Origin of the sequence: Photobacterium sp. J15 (genome assembly GCF_963870815.1) — a bacterium.
Taxonomy (GTDB): domain Bacteria; phylum Pseudomonadota; class Gammaproteobacteria; order Enterobacterales; family Vibrionaceae; genus Photobacterium; species Photobacterium marinum.
Window position 1 is genome coordinate 705,103 of the sequence record NZ_CAWMUI010000001.1, and the last position, 19,828, is coordinate 724,930.

Annotated in this window: 17 protein-coding genes; 16 read left to right on the top strand and 1 reads right to left on the bottom strand. The window is 48.5% G+C overall.

All coding sequences use genetic code 11. From position 1 onward, the window contains the following. Positions 1–35: 35 nt before the first annotated feature. Positions 36–866, bottom strand: a complete 831-nt coding sequence (gene map / locus AACQ93_RS03480) for a type I methionyl aminopeptidase (RefSeq protein WP_007470302.1) — start codon at positions 864–866, stop codon at positions 36–38. A gap of 322 nt (positions 867–1,188) precedes the next feature. Between map and rpsB the strand changes: the two genes are divergently transcribed. The 16 genes from rpsB to dnaE all read left to right on the top strand — a co-directional run bounded on the left by rpsB (position 1,189) and on the right by dnaE (position 19,781). Further along, entirely contained in the window at positions 1,189–1,917 is a 729-nt protein-coding gene (gene rpsB, locus AACQ93_RS03485) for a 30S ribosomal protein S2 (RefSeq protein ID WP_007470300.1), read from the top strand. 110 nt (positions 1,918–2,027) lie between these two features. After that, on the top strand, positions 2,028–2,873 hold the full coding sequence (gene tsf / locus AACQ93_RS03490; RefSeq protein ID WP_007470298.1) for a translation elongation factor Ts: 846 nt from the start codon (positions 2,028–2,030) through the stop codon (positions 2,871–2,873). An 89-nt stretch (positions 2,874–2,962) separates the two neighbouring features. Beyond that, entirely contained in the window at positions 2,963–3,691 is a 729-nt protein-coding gene (gene pyrH, locus AACQ93_RS03495; RefSeq protein WP_007470296.1) for a UMP kinase, read from the top strand. A gap of 72 nt (positions 3,692–3,763) precedes the next feature. Further along, positions 3,764–4,321, top strand: coding sequence for a ribosome recycling factor (gene frr / locus AACQ93_RS03500; protein WP_007470294.1), 558 nt, complete (start codon positions 3,764–3,766; stop codon positions 4,319–4,321). Between the two features lie 73 nt (positions 4,322–4,394). Next, positions 4,395–5,159 (top strand): isoprenyl transferase, encoded by a 765-nt coding sequence (locus AACQ93_RS03505; protein WP_064602240.1) that lies wholly within the window; start codon positions 4,395–4,397, stop codon positions 5,157–5,159. Positions 5,160–5,322: 163 nt separating this feature from the next. Continuing rightward, complete coding sequence (locus tag AACQ93_RS03510; protein WP_064602243.1) at positions 5,323–6,171, top strand: phosphatidate cytidylyltransferase; 849 nt, start codon at positions 5,323–5,325, stop codon at positions 6,169–6,171. Between the two features lie 178 nt (positions 6,172–6,349). Beyond that, positions 6,350–7,546, top strand: a complete 1,197-nt coding sequence (ispC, locus tag AACQ93_RS03515; protein WP_064602246.1) for a 1-deoxy-D-xylulose-5-phosphate reductoisomerase — start codon at positions 6,350–6,352, stop codon at positions 7,544–7,546. After that, complete coding sequence (gene rseP, locus AACQ93_RS03520; RefSeq protein WP_064602249.1) at positions 7,543–8,898, top strand: sigma E protease regulator RseP; 1,356 nt, start codon at positions 7,543–7,545, stop codon at positions 8,896–8,898. The genes ispC and rseP overlap by 4 nt, the downstream gene beginning before the upstream one ends. Before the next feature lie 39 nt (positions 8,899–8,937). Continuing rightward, positions 8,938–11,373 carry an outer membrane protein assembly factor BamA gene (gene bamA / locus AACQ93_RS03525; RefSeq protein ID WP_064602251.1) on the top strand — a complete coding sequence of 812 codons (2,436 nt, stop codon included), beginning with the start codon at positions 8,938–8,940 and terminating at the stop codon, positions 11,371–11,373. A 20-nt stretch (positions 11,374–11,393) separates the two neighbouring features. Further along, positions 11,394–11,903 (top strand): OmpH family outer membrane protein, encoded by a 510-nt coding sequence (locus AACQ93_RS03530; protein WP_064602253.1) that lies wholly within the window; start codon positions 11,394–11,396, stop codon positions 11,901–11,903. 137 nt (positions 11,904–12,040) lie between these two features. Continuing rightward, positions 12,041–13,069 (top strand): UDP-3-O-(3-hydroxymyristoyl)glucosamine N-acyltransferase, encoded by a 1,029-nt coding sequence (gene lpxD, locus AACQ93_RS03535; protein ID WP_064602256.1) that lies wholly within the window; start codon positions 12,041–12,043, stop codon positions 13,067–13,069. 104 nt (positions 13,070–13,173) lie between these two features. Further along, a complete protein-coding gene (fabZ, locus tag AACQ93_RS03540) occupies positions 13,174–13,626 on the top strand; it encodes a 3-hydroxyacyl-ACP dehydratase FabZ (protein WP_036801424.1) in 453 nt (150 codons plus the stop codon). Next, entirely contained in the window at positions 13,626–14,414 is a 789-nt protein-coding gene (gene lpxA / locus AACQ93_RS03545) for an acyl-ACP--UDP-N-acetylglucosamine O-acyltransferase (protein WP_064602259.1), read from the top strand. Before fabZ ends, lpxA begins: the two co-directional genes overlap by 1 nt. Position 14,415: 1 nt before the next feature. Next, positions 14,416–15,570: a lipid-A-disaccharide synthase gene (gene lpxB, locus AACQ93_RS03550; RefSeq protein WP_064602262.1), complete on the top strand. Its 1,155-nt coding sequence runs from the start codon at positions 14,416–14,418 to the stop codon at positions 15,568–15,570. Then, positions 15,557–16,165 (top strand): ribonuclease HII, encoded by a 609-nt coding sequence (rnhB, locus tag AACQ93_RS03555; RefSeq protein WP_007470271.1) that lies wholly within the window; start codon positions 15,557–15,559, stop codon positions 16,163–16,165. Before lpxB ends, rnhB begins: the two co-directional genes overlap by 14 nt. A gap of 136 nt (positions 16,166–16,301) precedes the next feature. Continuing rightward, a complete protein-coding gene (gene dnaE, locus AACQ93_RS03560; protein ID WP_064602264.1) occupies positions 16,302–19,781 on the top strand; it encodes a DNA polymerase III subunit alpha in 3,480 nt (1,159 codons plus the stop codon). Positions 19,782–19,828 lie beyond the last annotated feature (47 nt).

The window sequence follows — 19,828 nt, forward strand, 5'->3', positions numbered from 1 at the left end:
GGTTCAAAAAAGCCGGCACTAGGCCGGCTCAGGGATTATGCGTTATGCATCAGGCGTGGAATGCTTTCTTCCTTACGCAGGGTCAGCACTTCACAACCAGTGTCGGTTACCAGCAAAGTATGCTCCCACTGGGCTGATTTCTTGCCGTCAACAGTGTAAACCGTCCAGCCATCATCGTCGTCAACATCACAACCGAACTTACCGGCATTGATCATTGGCTCGATAGTGAAGCACATACCTGCTTTTAGTACGGTGCGGTCGTTGTTTTTGTAGTGAACAACCTGAGGCTCTTCGTGGAACTCATTGCCGATACCATGGCCACAGAAATCTTTAACGATAGAGAAACGGCTGTTACCGTTTTTGATGAATTTCTGGATAGCAGTACCAATTTCGCCCAGTTTGGCACCAGGCTTCACTTTTTTCATTGCCAGGTACAGGCTTTCCTGAGCCACGCGGCACAGGCGTTTGTCTTCCAGTGAAACTTCACCGATCTCGAACATCTTCGAGGTATCGCCGTGGTAGCCATCTTTGATTACAGTAACGTCGATATTGATGATGTCACCGTCTTTCAGTACCGCAGGTTTGTTGTATTTGCCATTTACCGGCTCATCAAGCTCTGCCGGGATACCGTGACAAACAACGTGGTTAATCGAAGTACAGATTGATTTCGGGAAACCATGGTAGTTAAGCGGAGCCGGAACGGCACCTTGCTCTTTGGTGATGTATTCATGGCAGATGCGATCCAACTCTTCGGTGGTTACACCGGCTTTTACGTGTGGTTCGATCATTTCCAGCACATCTGCGGCCAGTTGGCCGGCAACGCGCATTTTTTCAATTTCATCAGCCGTTTTGATCTTGATGCTCATTCAATCTTCTCTGCATTGACTGTTTCTATTGCATACATGGTAACAGTGAGGACGTCGGATGGAAACCGGGTTGAGGGCGCTCAACTATAATTAGGCTGGATTTTGCTTGTCAAAATATGGTATAAAGCGCGCCGTAATTTGCTTACTTGTGTTTCGACCAAATAAGTAAGATTGCACTTACTATTTTTTATCACTCACACATATCGACACATTCTCCGGGGTGCTCGTCAGCCTTACGCGAGGCTGCTAATTTGCTGTATGGCAGGTTATACGGGTCGGTTGAATGGGATATGTGGACGCCTAACCCCAAGAGGAATATTCAATGGCAACTGTATCAATGCGCGACATGCTTAAGGCTGGTGTTCACTTCGGTCACCAAACTCGTTACTGGAACCCTAAGATGAAGCCATTCATCTTCGGTGCTCGTAACAAGGTGCATATCATCAACCTTGAGAAGACTGTACCAATGTTCAACGACGCTCTGGCTGAAATCAACAAGATTGCAGCTCGCAAGGGTAAAGTACTTTTCGTTGGTACTAAGCGTGCAGCCAGCGAATCAATCAAAGAATCTGCAGTTAACTGTGACCAGTACTACGTAAACAACCGTTGGTTGGGTGGTATGCTGACTAACTGGAAAACTGTTCGTCAGTCAATCAAGCGTCTAAAAGATCTTGAAACTCAGTCTACAGACGGTACTTTCGACAAGCTAACCAAGAAAGAAGCTCTAATGCTGACTCGTGAAATGGAGAAGCTTGAGAAGTCTCTAGGCGGTATCAAGAACATGGGCGGCCTACCAGACGCTCTGTTCGTAATCGATGCTGATCACGAGCACATTGCAATCAAAGAAGCTAACAACCTGGGTATCCCAGTATTTGCAGTAGTAGATACTAACTCTAACCCAGACGGCGTTGACTTCGTTATCCCAGGTAACGATGACGCAATCCGTTCTATCCAGCTTTACACTAACGCTGTAGCAGCAACTGTAACTGAAGGTCGTAACCAAGACATCGTTGCACAAGCTGAGCAAGACGGTTTCGTAGAAGCTGAGTAATAGCCGGCTCTTTGAGCATCTTAAGTTACCTTGTGTAAACTAAGAATGGTTACCAGGGGCCGAATTGGCCCCTGATTTTTATACCAAGAATTCAAACTGAGGATATAACAATGGCAACAGTTACAGCTGCCCTAGTTAAAGAACTGCGCGAACGTACTGGCGCAGGTATGATGGAATGTAAAAAAGCGCTAGTAGAAGCTAACGCTGACATCGAGCTGGCAATTGAAAACATGCGTAAGAGCGGTGCTGCTAAAGCTGCTAAGAAAGCAGGCAACGTAGCTGCTGAAGGCGCAATCATCATTAAAGAAGGTGAAGGTGTAGCTGCACTTCTAGAAGTGAACTGCCAGACTGACTTCGTTGCTAAAGACGGCAACTTCCTAGCTTTCGCTAACGAAGTAGCAGAAACTGCTGCAGCTAGCAAAGCTGACATCGCTGAACTACAGGCTCAGTTCGAAGAGAAGCGTGTAGCTCTTGTTGCTAAGATCGGTGAGAACGTTTCTATCCGTCGCGTATCTTACATCGAAGGTGAGCAAGTAGCTCAGTACCGTCACGGCGACCGTATCGGTGTTGTTGTTGCAGGTAACGGCGATGCAGAAACTCTGAAGCACGTAGCAATGCACGTTGCTGCTTCTCGCCCAGAGTACGTGAACCCAGAAGACGTACCAGCTGACGTAGTTGAAAAAGAGCGTCAGGTTCAGGTTGAAATCGCGATGAACGAAGGCAAGCCAGCTGAAATCGCAGAGAAGATGGTTACTGGCCGTATGAAGAAATTCACAGGCGAAATCTCTCTGACAGGTCAGGCATTCATCATGGAACCTAAGAAATCTGTTGGTGACCACCTGAAAGAAACTGGCGCAACAGTTTCTAACTTCGTACGTCTAGAAGTAGGTGAAGGCATCGAGAAAGCAGAAGGCCTGAGCTTCGCAGAAGAAGTTGCACTGGCGCAGAAAGGTTAATCCTTAGCGAATTGCACTCTGAAGACCGTGGCCTAGGCTGCGGTCTTTTCACAACTCCATATCTCTATTTGTAAGCCTGGAAGGTAAAAATGACCACAAATCCTAAACCGACTTATCAACGAATCTTGCTGAAACTTAGCGGTGAAGCTCTGCAGGGCGACGAAGGTTTTGGTATCGACGCGCAAGTTCTTGACCGTATGGCTCAGGAAATCAAAGAACTTATTGAACTGGGCGTGCAAGTCGGCCTTGTAATTGGTGGTGGTAACCTGTTCCGTGGTGCAGGCCTTGCTGAGGCTGGTATGAACCGAGTTGTGGGCGATCACATGGGTATGCTAGCAACTGTTATGAACGGTCTGGCGATGCGTGATGCGTTGCACCGTGCCTATGTGAACGCTCGAGTTATGTCTGCAATTCCGCTAAATGGTGTGTGTGACAGCTATAACTGGGCTGATGCGATCAGCCAGCTGCGTCAGGGCCGTGTGGTAATTTTCTCTGCCGGTACTGGTAACCCATTCTTCACTACAGACTCGGCGGCATGTCTGCGTGGTATCGAAATTGAAGCTGATGTGGTACTGAAAGCAACAAAAGTTGATGGTGTATTCACAGATGATCCAGTGAAAAACCCAGAAGCTGTTCTTTGTGATAAGCTAAGCTACAATGACGTTCTTGAAAAAGAACTGAAAGTGATGGACTTAGCTGCATTTACTCTGGCTCGCGACCACGGTATGCCTATTCGTGTATTCAACATGAATAAGCCAGGTGCACTACGCCGCGTAGTGATGGGTGAGCAAGAAGGCACCCTGATCTCTAACGACTAAGTTTGACCAACTCATTCTGAACGGGAGCATGAATATTGCTTCCGTTGTTACCGAATCAAAAGGGTATAAATAGTGATTGAAGAAATTAAACAAGATGCGCAGGAGCGCATGGGCAAAAGCGTAGAAGCGCTGAAAAACCAGCTGGCTAAGGTTCGTACCGGCCGTGCACACCCAAGCCTGCTAGACACTATCTATGTTGAATACTACGGTGCAAACACGCCACTTAAGCAGCTTGCTAACGTAGTAGCTGAAGATGCTCGTACTCTGGCGATTACTGTTTTTGACAAAGAACTGGCACCTAAAGTTGAAAAAGCGATTATGATGTCAGATCTGGGCCTGAACCCAATGTCTGCGGGTACTGTAATTCGTGTTCCACTTCCACCGCTAACGGAAGAGCGTCGTCGTGATCTGGTTAAGATCGTGCGCGCTGAAGCAGAGCAGGGCCGTGTTGCGGTTCGTAACATCCGTCGTGACGCTAACGCAGATGTTAAAGCTCTTCTGAAAGAGAAAGAAATTTCTGAAGATGATGATCGTCGCGCTCAGGATGACATCCAGAAGCTTACAGACGCAGCAGTTAAAGAAATTGATGTGATTCTGGAAGCGAAAGAAAAAGAGCTGATGGAAGTTTAATCTTTCCATTTTGCTTTATGAGGTTTGAGGCGCTGTGCGTGCAGCACGGCGCTTTTTATTTTGAGGGAGATGTATGGCAGAGCATACAATCGATACTGCTCTTTGTGCTGAGAGCCTGCCGAAGCATGTTGCGATCATCATGGATGGCAATGGCCGATGGGCAAAGGCACAGGGTAAGCCTCGAGTGTTTGGCCACAAGGCCGGAGTTGAAGCCGTACGTAAAACAGTCTCGACTGCAAATCGCCTCGGTATCCAGGTGGTGACACTCTTCGCTTTTAGCAGCGAAAACTGGCGTCGTCCGGAAGATGAGGTGTCACTGTTGATGGAACTCTTCATGACAGTATTGGGTCGTGAAGTAAAACGTCTGCACAAGAATAATATTCGGTTACGGATCATTGGCGATACTTCGCGTTTTAGCCAGCGGCTGCAGAAAAAAATCGCTGACGCTGAGACTCTGACTGCCAACAATACAGGTATGGTGCTGAATGTAGCAGCTAACTATGGCGGCCAGTGGGATATTTTGCAGGCAACCAAGCGCCTGGCACAACAAGTGCTGGAGCAGGGGGTGACTGCGGATGAAATCACAGAAGAGATGATGACAGCAGAACTGACGACGTCTGGTTTGCCAGATGTTGATTTGCTGATCCGTACCAGCGGCGAGTGTCGAATCAGTAATTTCATGCTATGGCAGGCAGCCTATGCTGAGCTGTACTTTACTGAGCAGCACTGGCCTGATTTTGACGAAAAAAGTCTGGCAGATGCTGTGGCATGGTATGTGAGCCGGGAGCGCCGCTTTGGCTGTACCGGTGAGCAGATTCAGGCTTTAATGCAAAAGTAACACTGAATTAAATGGCTTATCGCGTTTATGCGGTAACAATGATTAGGCATCCTGGATTTATCAAGATGCCTTTTTCTTGTCAAGCCTGGAGAAAAACGGCCAGAAAGCATGATAGAGATGCCGGGCTGTTACTACAATAAATCGAAAAACGAGAGGACGCAGCTTGCTTAAGCAACGTATTATTACCGCACTTATCCTCGCTCCTTTAGTAATTGCAGGGATTTTCTTTTTACCTTTTCCTGCTTTTGTTTACGCTTTGGCGGCAGTAACCCTGGCTGGTTTCTGGGAGTGGACCCAATTTGTTGATGCTAAATCGCGTTTGGGCGCGATGTTAGTACCCGCTATTGCTCTGGGGGCTTCAATCGCTATCATGCCAACAGATGCAATGACACTGGCTGTTATGGCTCCGTCTCATCAGTTGATGTTGTTAATTGGTGGCGTATGGTGGCTAATTGCTTCTGCATTAGCGGTCACTTATCCTTCAAGTACCTCGCTGTGGTCAAAGTCAGTACCTTTAAAATACATTTTTGGCTTGTTGACCCTGCTTCCTTTCTTCTGGAGTGTTTTGATGCTCCGCGCTGTTAACTATGCAGAATCACCATACCATGGTGCTCAACTGGTACTGTTAGTTTGTTTCCTTGTCTGGTCTGCAGATACTGGCGCATACTTTTCGGGTAAGCAATTTGGTAAGCATAAAATGGCACCTGCAGTTAGCCCGAAAAAAACGATTGAAGGCTTAATTGGTGGTGCAGCCTTAGCTGTTTTGGTTACCTGGGGTGGTGCGGCGATAATGGATATTCCTTTTTCCGGTACAGGGAGCTTGCTGGTGATTGCTGTGTTATCGGTTATTGCTTCGGTATTTGGTGATCTGGTTGAAAGTATGTTCAAACGTGTGGCCGGCATCAAAGACAGCGGTAACATCCTGCCTGGTCATGGTGGTATCCTTGACCGTATTGATAGCCTGACGGCTGCCTTCCCTGTTTTTGCCTTACTCTACCTTTGGCTAGTATGATGTAGTCAATTTTTGCTGCATGGGAGCAGTTGTTTCTTCATTCACGTCAGACTGCTGATTGGTATTACCAGTGATTGCTCCCGTTACTCTTTGTTGTCTGGCAAGGAGAACTTGCAGTTAGTTGTTTGATCGAGCAGCCGTTACCGGCTGCTTTTCATAGCTGAATTAAAGTGATTTTATGCGTAAGTTAACGATTCTTGGTGCTACGGGCTCTATCGGTAGTAGCACGCTTGCTGTCGCGGCTCAAAACCCGCATCTGTTTGAGGTAGTCGCACTGGCTGCCGGGTCGAATTACCAGAAGATGTTTGAGCTATGCCGACAGTGGCAGCCGAAATTTGCTGCGATGGCCTCGGAATCTGCGGCTTTAGAGCTAGCCGCGTTACTGAAACAGCATAATATCCCGACTCAGGTTTTGTCTGGTGACACTGGTATGTGTCAGGTGGCGGAGCTGGAAGAAGTTGACACTGTAATGGCGGCGATTGTTGGTGCTGCAGGGCTGTTGCCGACGATGGCGGCGGTTAAGGCTGGCAAACGAATTCTGTTGGCAAATAAAGAAGCCCTTGTTATGTCCGGGCAGATGTTTATTGATGCCTGCCGCGAGTACGGTGCTGAATTGTTGCCGGTTGACAGTGAACACAATGCGATTTTCCAGAGTTTGCCGGCAGAAGTTCAGCGGGCGATGGGGCATTGTGATTTAGACAAGTTCGGTGTTAGTAAGATTTTGCTGACCGGCTCCGGTGGTCCGTTCCGATATACCGATGTTGCTGAGCTTGAGGCTGTGACGCCTGAGATGGCAATTGCTCACCCGAATTGGTCTATGGGGCCGAAAATTTCAGTCGACTCGGCAACTATGATGAACAAGGGGTTGGAATATATTGAAGCTCGCTGGTTGTTTAATGCCACCCGCGAGCAGATGGATGTAATTATCCACCCTCAGTCAGTTATCCACTCCATGGTGCAATACAAAGACGGTTCAGTGCTGGCTCAGATGGGCTTACCTGATATGCGTACGCCAATTGCCTGTGCTATGTCCTATCCTGAAAGAGTAGAAGCTGGTGTGGCACCTTTGGATTTCAGTCAGGTAGGTGAGTTCACCTTCCTTAAACCTGATTTCAATCGTTACCCATGCCTGAAATTGGCGATGGATGCTTGTTATGCCGGCCAGGCTGCGACAACTGCGCTAAATGCTGCTAATGAAGAAGCTGTTGCTGCTTTTTTGGCAAATAAAATCCGGTTTACTGAGATTGCAATTATTAACCGTCAGGTTCTTGAGGTGGCGCAAATGACCGAACCGACTGACTTGGAAAGCGTTATTGAGCTGGATAAAATGGCTCGTATTTTGGCTCGTGAAGCGATTCGTAAGGTATCCGTATGATGGGAATTTTGTGGAACCTTGGTGCTTTTTTACTTGCGCTGGGAATTTTGATTGCTGTTCATGAATACGGTCACTTTTGGGTGGCTCGCCGTTGCGGTGTTTTCGTTGAACGTTTTTCAATTGGGTTTGGTAAGCCGCTTTGGCGTAAGGTCGGTAAGGACGGAACTGAATATACTCTTGCGATGATCCCGTTGGGTGGCTACGTCAAAATGCTCGACGAGCGCATCGAAGCCGTGCCTGCAGAGAAAAGACATCAGGCCTTCAATAACAAAGCACTTTGGCAACGAAGTGCTATTGTTGCAGCTGGGCCTCTGGCTAATTTCATTTTTGCTGTTTTTGCTTATTGGGTCGTCTATCTGATTGGTGTGCCAGCAGTTCGCCCGGTAATTGGTGAGATAGCTCCGCATTCTATTGCTGCACAGGCCGGTTTAAGCGATGGTATGGAACTAAAATCCATTTCAGGAATCAAAACCGCTGATTGGGAATCTGTCAATATGGCAATGATTTCCCATATTGGTGATGATGAAATGGTATTGACGGCAGTGGTGCCGGGAACCGAGTACGAAGTTCGACGTACTCTGGATCTGACATCATGGTCTTTTGACCCTGAAAAAGAGCAAGTACTTACGACTCTGGGGATCAAGCCATACTCACCATCGATTACGTTGGTGATATCACAACTTGTTGATAATGGTGCGGCAATTGCTGCGGGTTTACAGTTAAATGACGAGATTGTCTCGATTGACGGTTCACCAATAACTGACTGGCAGCAGGTTGTTGATGCTGTTCGTTCTCACCCGTCGCAGTCATTGACAATGGAAGTGCTGCGAGAAGGGGAGCGTATCGCACTGACCCTGACACCAAATGCCAAAACCTTGGGGGATGGTGAAGTCATTGGGTACGCAGGTTTTGCGCCTAAGATTGATCCATGGCCGGAATCGTATCGGATTGTACTGCAGTATGGTCCATTTGAAGCTGTCGCTAAAGCGGCAGAGAAAACCTGGCAACTGGTGAGTTTGACCTTTGATATGGTCACTAAACTGGTTACGGGCGATGTTGCAATAAAGAACCTGAGTGGACCGATCTCAATTGCTAAAGGGGCCGGAATGACCGCTGATTATGGAGTGGTGTATTTCCTTGGTTTCCTGGCGCTGATTAGTGTCAATTTGGGGATAGTTAATTTGTTGCCGCTGCCTATATTGGACGGAGGACATTTATTGTTCTTCGCTATTGAAGCGGTAACACGCCGTCCTGTGTCTGAACGAGTTCAGGATATAGGCTACAGAGTGGGATCAGCCATTTTGGTTGTATTAATGGCCGTAGCGCTATTCAATGATTTTACCCGCCTTTAATAATAAGTGCGTTTTTAGCAAGGAATAATCAGAACAGTAATGGCGATGAAAAAACTGTTGGTCGCATCACTTTTACTCGGTAGTAGTGTTGCGCAGAGCGCGGAACAATTTGTAGTTAATGATATTCGTTTCGAGGGCCTGCAACGCGTCACCTTAGGTGCGGCATTGTTGAAGATGCCTGTCCGGGTGGGTGACAATGTTGATGAGCGTGATATCTCGGAGATGATTCAGTCTCTGTTTGCTTCCGGTAATTTTGAAGATATTAAAGTATTCCGTGACGGAAATGCGCTGTTAATTAAGGTACTTGAGCGTCCGACAATTGCCAGCATTACGTTTTCCGGCAACAAAGCGATCAAAGAAGAGCAACTGAAAGAGAATCTTGATGCCTCTCGTATCAGTGTTGGTGAGGCTCTGGACCGTACTACGCTAAGCAAGATCGAAAAGGGTCTTGAAGACTTCTATTACAGTGTCGGTAAATACAATGCGACGGTAAAAGCGGTTGTAACGCCGTTGCCGCGTAACCGCGCAGACCTGAAGTTTGTGTTTACCGAAGGTGTTTCAGCCAAAATTCAGCAGATTAACTTTGTCGGTAACGAAGTGTTTGCTGATGAAGATTTGCAGGACAAGTTCAACCTTCAGGCAGAAGTGCCGTGGTGGAATTTCCTGGCTAATGAAAAGTACCAGAAGCAGGTGCTGGCCGGGGATCTGGAAACCCTTCGTTCTCATTACCTCAATAATGGCTACCTGAAATACAAACTGGAAGCGACTCAGGTTTCGATTTCACCAGATAAAAAAGGTGTGTATATCACCCTGAAGATCAATGAAGGTGAGCAGTACAGTGTACAGGGTGTCAGCTTCCGCGGTGATTTGGTCGGTAAAGCAGCAGAGCTGAATGCACTGGTGACGATTGAAGCCGGTGAAACCTACAATGGCGCCAAAGTAACGGCGCTTGAAGAGGCAGTTAAGCGCAAACTGGGTGAAATGGGGTATGCCTACCCACAGGTCACAACTATTCCTGACTTCGATGAAGATAACAAGCAGGTATCGCTGGTTATTAATGTCGATCCGGGCAAGCGTGTTTATGTTCGCAACATTTCCTTCTCAGGTAACACCTCGACCAAAGATGAGGTGTTGCGCCGCGAAATGCGTCAGATGGAAGGCAGCTGGCTGAACTCGAAATCGGTTGAGCGTGGTAAAGAACGTCTGAGCCGTACCGGTTTCTTTGAAACGGTTGATGTGCAGACTGTACGTGTGCCGGGTACTGACGACCAGGTGGATATCAAGTACAACGTTAAAGAAGCTAACGCCGGTAGCATTAACTTCGGTGTTGGTTACGGTACTGAGTCAGGGATCAGTTTCCAGGCTGGTATCCAGCAGGATAACTTCCTGGGTACAGGTAACCGTTTCGGTATCAATGCGATGATGAACGATTACCAGAAAAATATCAGTCTGGATTATCGTGACCCGTACTTTACCCTCGACGGAATCAGCCTTGGTGGAAAGATTTACTACAATGAGTTCGAAGCTTCTGATGCTAACATCTCGGACTATACCAACCAGAGTTACGGAACCAGCCTGACCTGGGGCTTCCCGTTTGATGAATTGAACTTTTTCGAGTTTGGTTTAGGTTACGACCATAACAAGATTTCGAATACTCAGGAATACTTCCAGATTGAGAAGTTCAAGGCGATTCACGACTTCGATCGGGGTGATAACGTCATTGAGCTTGATGACTTTGATTGGTCGATCTCTTGGACCCGCAACAATCTTAACCGGGGTTACTTCCCGACAGCCGGTAACCATCAGCGTGCATCGTTCCGCATGACTATCCCGGGCTCTGATGCTCAGTACTTTAAGATGCAGTACGATGTCCGTCAGTACTTCCCGCTGAATGAAGGCCATGACTTCAGCCTGTTGCTGCGAGGCCGATTGGGCTACGGCAACGGTTACGGTACAACTGATAACGGTAGTGATCACTTGTTACCGTTTTATGAGAACTTCTATGCTGGTGGTTTCTCAACGCTGCGAGGCTTCCGATCTAACACTGTTGGTCCGAAAGCGGTTTACGTAAGTGGCTGTCCGTCTGGCGGTATTGGTGGTGGCGGTAACAACAACTGTGCGGTCGGTACTGATGATGCGGCAGGTGGTAATGCCGTGGCACTGGCCAGTATGGAGCTAATTGTTCCGACACCGTTTGCGTCAGACGAAGTGCGTAACCAGATCCGCACCAGTTTATTCGTGGATGCCGGTACAGTATGGGATACAGAGTTTAATCCTGACGAAGTCGGTCGCTATATTAATGATAGCTTCTCAGATGATTATTCCGATCCGTCATTGATTCGAGCGTCATATGGTGCCGCGTTACAGTGGATGTCGCCAATGGGGCCGCTAGTATTCTCGATTGCCCGTCCGATCAAGAAATACGATGGTGATGATGAAGAGTTCTTTACCTTCACAATTGGACGAACATTCTAATTATTTAAGGAGATACCCTTTTGAAACAGTGGATTAAAGCGGCAAGTTTAAGCCTGGTGATTCTTTCATCTTCTATGTACGCCCAGGCTGCTGACGCTGCCCAAAAAATCGGCTATGTATCAACTGGTCAGGCTATGGCTCAGCTTGCAAAACGTTATAATGTGGCTGAGAAACTACGTGGTGAGTTCAAAGACCGTATTGACGAGCTACGTGGAATTGAAAGCAAAATCAAAGCTAAAGTAGACAAAGTTAAGCGTGATGGTGAGCTGATGAGCGCTAGCGAGCGCACTCAGATCAAACGTGAGATGGCATCACTTGAATCTAACTATAAGCTGAAAGCGAAAGCCCTTCAGGAAGATCAGCGCCGTCGCGGTGCAGAAGAAGAGCAGAAGCTGGTACAGAAAATCCGTAAAGCGATTCAGGATGTAGCGAAAAAAGAAGGCTACGACATCATTGTTGATGCTAATGCCGTTCTTTTCGCCAGCCCTAAAGATGACTTGTCTACCAGGGTGATCTCTGCAGTAAAATAAACTGCAATCATCAGTATCGCCGAGTTGGCTGAAGCTTTGTCGAAAGTGCGTGATAACGGTAATCCGGGTCCGCACTTTCGTTTTGCTTTATAATCCGGTGTAAACAGCTGAATAAATACAAACGATTAAGGTTAACAATGGCTGGAATTACTCTTGCTGAACTAGCAGACAAACTGGGTGCAGAGCTTCGTGGTGAAGGCTCTGTTGAAGTTCATTCTCTTGCCAATATGAGCAAGGCTGGTGAAGGACAGATTACGTTTCTTTCTGATAGCAAATACCGCAAGTTGCTTGCTGACTGCAAGGCTTCGGCTGTAATGCTACGAGAAGGGGATGTCGAGCATTTCCAGGGTAATGCACTGGTAGTTAAAGATCCGTATCTTTGCTATGCATTAGTTGCTCAGTTGCTGGATACGACTCCGGCGTCAGCAACGGAAATTGCATCATCAGCATATGTTGATCCAACGGCTGTGTTGGGTGAGAACGTATCGATTGGCCATAACGCTGTAATCGAAGCGGGTGCCCGCATCGGTGATAATGTTCAGATTGGTGCCGGTTGTTTTATTGGCAAGAATGCTGAAATCGGTGCAGGAACCAAACTGTGGGCCAATGTGACTATTTACCACAGTGTTGTTCTTGGCGAGAAGTGCCTGGTGCAATCAAGCACTGTTATTGGTGCCGATGGTTTCGGTTATGCCAATGACAAAGGCGAGTGGATTAAAATCCCTCAGTTGGGTACGGTTCGTATCGGTAACCGTGTGGAAATCGGTGCATGTACTACGATTGACCGCGGTGCTTTGGATGACACAATTATCGAAGACAATGTGATCATCGATAACCAGATGCAAATCGCCCACAATGTGCAGATCGGATATGGTACTGCGATGGCGGGTGGTACCATTGTTGCTGGCAGCACAAAAATCGGTAAGTACTGTATTATCGGTGGTGCGTCAGTTCTTAATGGCCACATTGAGATTGCAGATGGTGTAACCATTACTGGTATGGGCATGGTGATGCGCAGTATTGAAGAGAAAGGTATGTTCTCTTCCGGTATCCCGCTCCAGCCAAACAGAGAATGGCGCAAGACGGCGGCACGAGTCATGAAGATTGACGAAATGAACAAACGTCTTAAGTCCGTTGAAAAGAAACTGGCGGAAAAAGGCGAATAGTGCTGGATCAGTTTGCATAATGAGTAGGCCTGCACACTGTGTAGGCCGTTTTGCGTTATAGTTGTACCGTATTTTTTAAATTTAATTGATACAGGAATAGAGTTTTGACTAGCGAAACTAAAACGATGAATATCACGGAAATTCAAGAGCTTCTGCCTCATCGTTACCCTTTTTTGATGATTGACCGTGTTACTCATTACGAAGAAGGCAAAACACTGACTGCGATTAAAAATGTGTCAGTCAACGAGCCTCAGTTCACCGGCCACTTCCCGAAACTACCGGTTTTCCCTGGTGTAATGATCCTGGAAGCAATGGCTCAGGCGACAGGTCTGCTGGCATTTAAGACCTTCGGTGCACCGGCTGAAAATGAACTGTATTACTTCGCTAGTATCGATAACGCGAAATTCCGTAAGCCGGTAGGCCCGGGTGATCAGATGATCATTGAAGTGGAATTTCTAAAAGAGCGCCGTGGTATTGCTATGTTCAATGGTGTAGCGAAAGTCGACGGCGAAGTGGTTTGCTCTGCTGAGCTAAAATGCGCAAGACGAGAGTTTTAATGATTCACGAAACGGCACAAATCCACCCGTCAGCAGTAGTTGAAGAGGGTGCAATCATTGGCGCGAACGTAAAAGTTGGCCCGTTTACTTATATCGGTGCTGACGTGGAAATCGGTGAAGACACCGAAATCATGTCGCACGTGGTAATTAAAGGCCCGACAACGATTGGCCGTGAGAACCGAATCTTCCAGTTCGCTTCAATCGGTGAAGAGTGTCAGGACCTGAAATTCGCCGGTGAGCCTACTCGCCTGGAAATCGGTGATCGTAATACTATCCGTGAGAGTGTAACCATGCACCGCGGTACGGTTCAGGACAATGGCCTCACTAAAGTTGGTAGTGACAACCTGTTTATGATCAACGCCCACGTGGCACACGACTGTGTGATTGGCGACCGCTGTATCTTTGCGAACAATGCAACTCTGGCTGGCCACGTAACTGTGGGCAACTTCGCGATTGTGGGCGGCATGTCAGCTATTCACCAGTTCTGTACTGTGGGTGACCACTGTATGCTGGGTGGCGGCTCTATTGTGGTTCAGGACGTTCCTCCATATGTGATGGCTCAGGGTAACCACTGTCAGCCATTCGGTATTAACGTTGAAGGCCTGAAGCGTCGTGGCTTTGAAAAAGCAGAGATCAAAGCGATTCGTTCTGTTTATAAGTCACTGTACCGTTCAGGTAAGACACTGGCTGAAGTGAAGCCGGAAATTGAAGAAATGGCGAAAGAGCATAAGTCTCTGGAGCTGTTCGTTGAGTTTTTCGAAAAATCAACGCGCGGAATTATTCGCTAATATGACGAAGCCACTTCGAATAGGAATTGTCGCCGGGGAAATCTCCGGCGATATTTTAGGTGCCGGCTTTATGAAGGCGGTCAGGGAACAGTACCCGGATGCGGAGTTTGTCGGTATTGCCGGCCCGCGAATGCAAGAAGCTGGCTGTCAGACACTTTTCGATATGGAAGAGCTGGCAGTGATGGGGATCGTCGAAGTACTGGGTCGCTTGCCACGCCTGTTCAAGGTAAAAGCCGAGCTGGTTAAGTATTTTTCCGAGAACCCGCCAGATGTATTTGTCGGCATTGATGCGCCGGATTTCAACCTGCGACTTGAGCTGGATCTGAAAAAACGCGGGATCAAAACGGTTCACTATGTCAGTCCGTCTGTATGGGCCTGGCGTCAGAAGCGGATCTTCAAAATCGAAGCTGCAACGAACCTGGTGCTGGCTTTCCTGCCGTTTGAAAAAGCGTTTTACGACAAGTTCAATGTCCCTTGTGAGTTTGTCGGTCATACCATGGCTGATGCGATTCCGCTGGAGACCGACAAGCAGGCGGCCCGAGAGCTGCTCAATCTCGACAATGACAAACGGTGGTTGGCGGTATTGCCGGGCAGTCGCGGTAGCGAGATGGAGATGCTGGCTCCGCCTTTCATCGAAACTTGTAAACTGTTGAAACAGAAACACCCTGATTTGGGTTTTGTGGTCACGCTGGTTAACCAGAAGCGCCGTCAGCAGTTCGAGCAGGCTTGGCAGGAAACGGCTCCTGAGCTTGATTTTGTACTGGTGGACGACACTGCCCGTAATGCGATGATTGCCTCTGATGCGGTGCTCTTGGCATCCGGTACGGTGGCTTTGGAGTGTATGCTGGTTAAGCGTCCGATGGTCGTCGGATATAAAGTAAAACCGTTGACGGCCTGGTTGGCGAAACGGATGCTGAAAACCAAATATGTTTCGTTGGCTAACATCCTTGCCGATAGTGAGTTAGTTCCTGAGTTGCTTCAGGACGACTGTGTGCCAGAGAAGTTGTGCGCAGAAGTCGATCGCTTCCTGACGGCGGACAACAGCGAACTGATGACAGAATTTTCCCGTTTGCACCAACTGATCAAGTGTGATGCAGACAGACAGGCGGCGGCAGCTGTCCTGAAACTGATAGATAAAAATAATGGCAACAACTGATTTTGAACCGTTTGAGTACCCGCAGGCTGAATTGATTGCCGGTGTGGATGAAGTCGGCCGTGGCCCGTTAGTCGGTGCAGTGGTAACCGCTGCGGTAATTTTGGATCCGAACAACCCGATTGAAGGACTGACAGATTCAAAAAAGCTGAGTGAGAAAAAGCGCAACGTCCTGTTTGATGAAATCAAAGAGAAGGCGCTGGCGTGGTCCTTGGGCCGTTGTGAGCCGGAAGAAATTGATCAGCTCAACATCCTGCAGGCAACAATGGTTGCGATGCAGCGCGCTGTGGCGGGTTTATCCGTGCAGCCGGATTATGTGCTGGTGGACGGAAACAAGGTGCCGGAATTGCCAATGGCTGCTCAGTCGGTAGTGAAAGGCGATTTACGTGTTGCTGAAATCAGTGCGGCTTCGATCCTGGCGAAAGTAACCCGCGACCGTGAAATGGAAGAGTTGGATGTTCAGTATCCGCAGTACGGTTTCGCCAAGCACAAAGGTTACCCGACCAAAGCGCATTTTGAGGCTCTGGAGCAGCACGGTGCGATTGAACAGCACCGTAAAAGCTTCAAGCCGGTAAGGCGTATTCTTGGTCTGGACTGATGGAATTTACAGTCGAGCCGTAATTCGTTGACTTAATCATCAGAGTACTGATGATTAAGTCACTTACCGTGATGATTATCAGCCTTTGGGCTATAATCGTCCCTTCGTATCAAGAACACATCATAACTGGTTAGTCATGGCTGAACCTCGTTTTATTCATCTTCGTGTCCATAGTGATTTCTCTATGGTGGACGGTCTGTCCAAAGTCCCGCCGTTGGTCAAAAAAGTCGCCGGTATGGGAATGCCAGCAATGGCACTGACAGATTTCACCAACCTGTGTGGTCTGGTGAAATTCTATTTTGCTGCCCACGGGGCGGGGATGAAGCCGATCATTGGTGCTGACTTTAAGGTTCAGTCGGAGGAAATGGGCGAAGAGCTGTTTGATCTGACGATCCTGGCAGCTGATAACGATGGTTATAAGAACCTGACGTTGCTGATCTCCGAGGCCTACCAGCGTGGTCATGTTCAGCATATGCCGGTTATTGATAAAGAATGGCTGGTAAACCATAAGCAGGGTTTGATCCTGCTGTCTGGTGGTAAGAGCGGCGATGTTGGTAAGGCATTGCTGAAAGGCAACCAGGGCATGGTTAACAGCTGTGTTGAGTTCTACAAGACTCATTTCCCGGATAGTTACTACCTTGAACTGGTTCGTACCGGTCGTGCCGATGAGGAAGCTTACCTGCATTTTGCCATTGAACTTGCCGAGCAGGCTGAGTTGCCTGTAGTTGCAACCAATGATGTTTGCTTCCTGACCCCGGATCAGTTTGATGCCCATGAGATCAGGGTGGCTATCCATGATGGTTATACGCTGGCCGATCCGAACCGTCCAAAGCTTTACAGTGATCAGCAGTATCTGCGCAGTGAAGAAGAAATGTGTGAGTTGTTCTCGGACATTCCTGAAGCGCTGGAAAACAGTGTCGAGATTGCCAAGCGTTGTAATGTGACAGTTCGTCTGGGCGAATACTTCCTGCCGAACTTCCCGACCGGTGATCTGAGCACCGAAGACTTCCTGGTGGTTAAGTCTCAGGAAGGTTTGGAGCGTCGTCTGGCATTCTTGTTCCCAGACGAGGAGGAGCGTAAGAAACGCCGCCCTGAATATGATGAACGTCTGCAGATTGAGCTGGACGTAATCAACCAGATGGGTTTCCCTGGTTACTTCCTGATCGTAATGGAGTTCATCCAGTGGTCGAAAGATAACGGGGTGCCGGTAGGGCCGGGACGTGGTTCCGGTGCAGGTTCCCTGGTGGCCTATGCGCTGGATATCACCGACCTGGATCCGCTGGAGTTCGACTTGCTGTTCGAACGATTCCTGAACCCAGAACGTGTATCTATGCCCGATTTCGATGTCGATTTCTGTATGGATAAACGAGATCAGGTTATTGACCACGTTGCGGAAATGTACGGCCGGGATGCGGTATCTCAGATCATCACCTTCGGTACAATGGCTGCTAAGGCGGTTATCCGCGATGTAGGCCGGGTGCTGGGGCATCCGTATGGTTTTGTCGATCGTATTTCCAAGCTGGTACCGGCTGAGCCGGGCATGACACTGGCGAAAGCCTTTGATGCTGAGCCGCAGCTCCAGCAAACCTATGACTCCGACGAGGAAGTCAAAGACCTGATTGATATGTGTCGGGTACTGGAAGGGGTAACCCGTAACGCCGGTAAGCACGCCGGTGGTGTGGTTATCTCCCCGACTACAATTACCGATTTTTCGCCGTTGTACTGCGATGCCGAAGGTCATCACCCAGTTACCCAGTTCGATAAGAACGACGTGGAAACGGCGGGTCTGGTTAAGTTCGACTTCCTGGGCCTGCGTACCCTGACCATTATTGACTGGGCGCTGGGAATGATTAACCCGCGGCTGGAGAAGGAAGGTAAAGACCCGGTAAACATCGCGGCGATCCCGATGGCTGATGCCAAGTCGTTCGCCATGTTGCAGCGTTCAGAATCGACGGCGGTATTCCAGCTCGAATCCCGCGGTATGAAAGATCTGATCAAGCGTCTGCAACCGGACTGCTTCGAAGATATGATCGCACTAGTGGCCCTGTTCCGTCCGGGGCCGTTGCAGTCGGGCATGGTAGATAACTTCATCGACCGTAAGCATGGTCGTGAAGCGGTATCCTATCCGGATGAAAAGTGGCAGCACGAATCGCTGAAAGAAATTCTTGACCCGACCTACGGCATTATCCTGTACCAGGAACAGGTTATGCAGATCGCCCAGGTATTAGCTGGCTATACTTTGGGTGGAGCGGACTTGCTTCGCCGTGCGATGGGTAAGAAAAAGCCAGAAGAAATGGCCAAGCAGCGTGCCATATTCGAAGACGGGGCGATCAAGAACGGCGTTGACGGCGAGCTGGCAATGAGGATCTTTGACCTGGTGGAGAAATTCGCAGGTTATGGCTTCAACAAATCCCACTCCGCTGCTTACGCATTGGTTTCTTATCAGACCCTGTGGCTGAAGGCGCACTATCCAGCCGAATTCATGGCGGCGGTAATGACCGCCGATATGGATAACACCGATAAGATCGTCGGTCTGGTGGATGAATGTCATCGGATGAAGCTGAAACTGTTGCCGCCGGACGTAAACAAAGGCCTGTATCGTTTCAATGTCGATGATAAAGGTGCGATTGTTTATGGTATCGGCGCGGTAAAAGGTGTCGGTGAAGGCCCGATTGAAAATATCATCGAAGCCCGCGAGAAAGGCGGTCACTTTAAGGACCTGTTTGATTTCTGTGCCCGAATTGACACTAAGAAGGTGAACAAGCGGGTACTGGAGAAATTGATTAAGTCCGGTGCTTTGGACCGTCTGGGTCCTAACCGTGCTGCGATGATGGCATCGTTAGATGATGCTATCCGTGCGGCGAGCCAGCACCACCAGGCGGAAGCGTTCGGTCAGACCGATATGTTCGGTGTACTTACTGCCGCGCCGGAAGAAGTGGAACATGCATATGCCAATATTCCGGAGTGGCCTGATAAAGTTTGGCTGGAAGGCGAACGTGACACCTTGGGGCTCTACCTGACCGGTCACCCGATCAATGTTTATGTGTCTGAGCTGAAACACTATACAACCTGGCGCCTGAAAGATGCCCATCCGACGGGGCGAGACAAAGTTGTTACTGTGGCTGGTCTGGTTATTGCGGCCAGGGTAATGACCACCAAGCGTGGAACGCGGATCGGGTTATTGACCCTAGACGATCGTTCCGGCCGAATGGAAGTTATGCTGTACTCGGATGCTCTGGATCGTTATCTGGATCTGATTGAAAAAGATAGAATTCTGGTTGTTTCCGGACAGGTCAGCTTTGATGATTTCAACGGTGGTCTTAAAATGTCCGCCCGTGAAGTGCTTGATATCTCAGATGCACGAGAAAAGCATCTGCGGGGACTTGCCATCTCTCTGACAGAGAGGCAAATTGATGAACAGTTTTTTGAACGCTTCAGCAAGGTGCTGGAGCCGCACCGCGCAGGTACTGTGCCTGTCAATGTGTATTATCAGCGCTCGAATGCACGCGCCAAGTTGACCCTAGGGACGGAATGGCGTGTTACCCCGGCGGATCAGTTAATCTCTGATCTCAAAATTTTGCTGGGTGAAAAGCAAGTTGAGCTTGAGTTTAATTAAATTAGCCCATAGTTATTAAGCAGAATAATGATTGTGTGCAAAAGGAT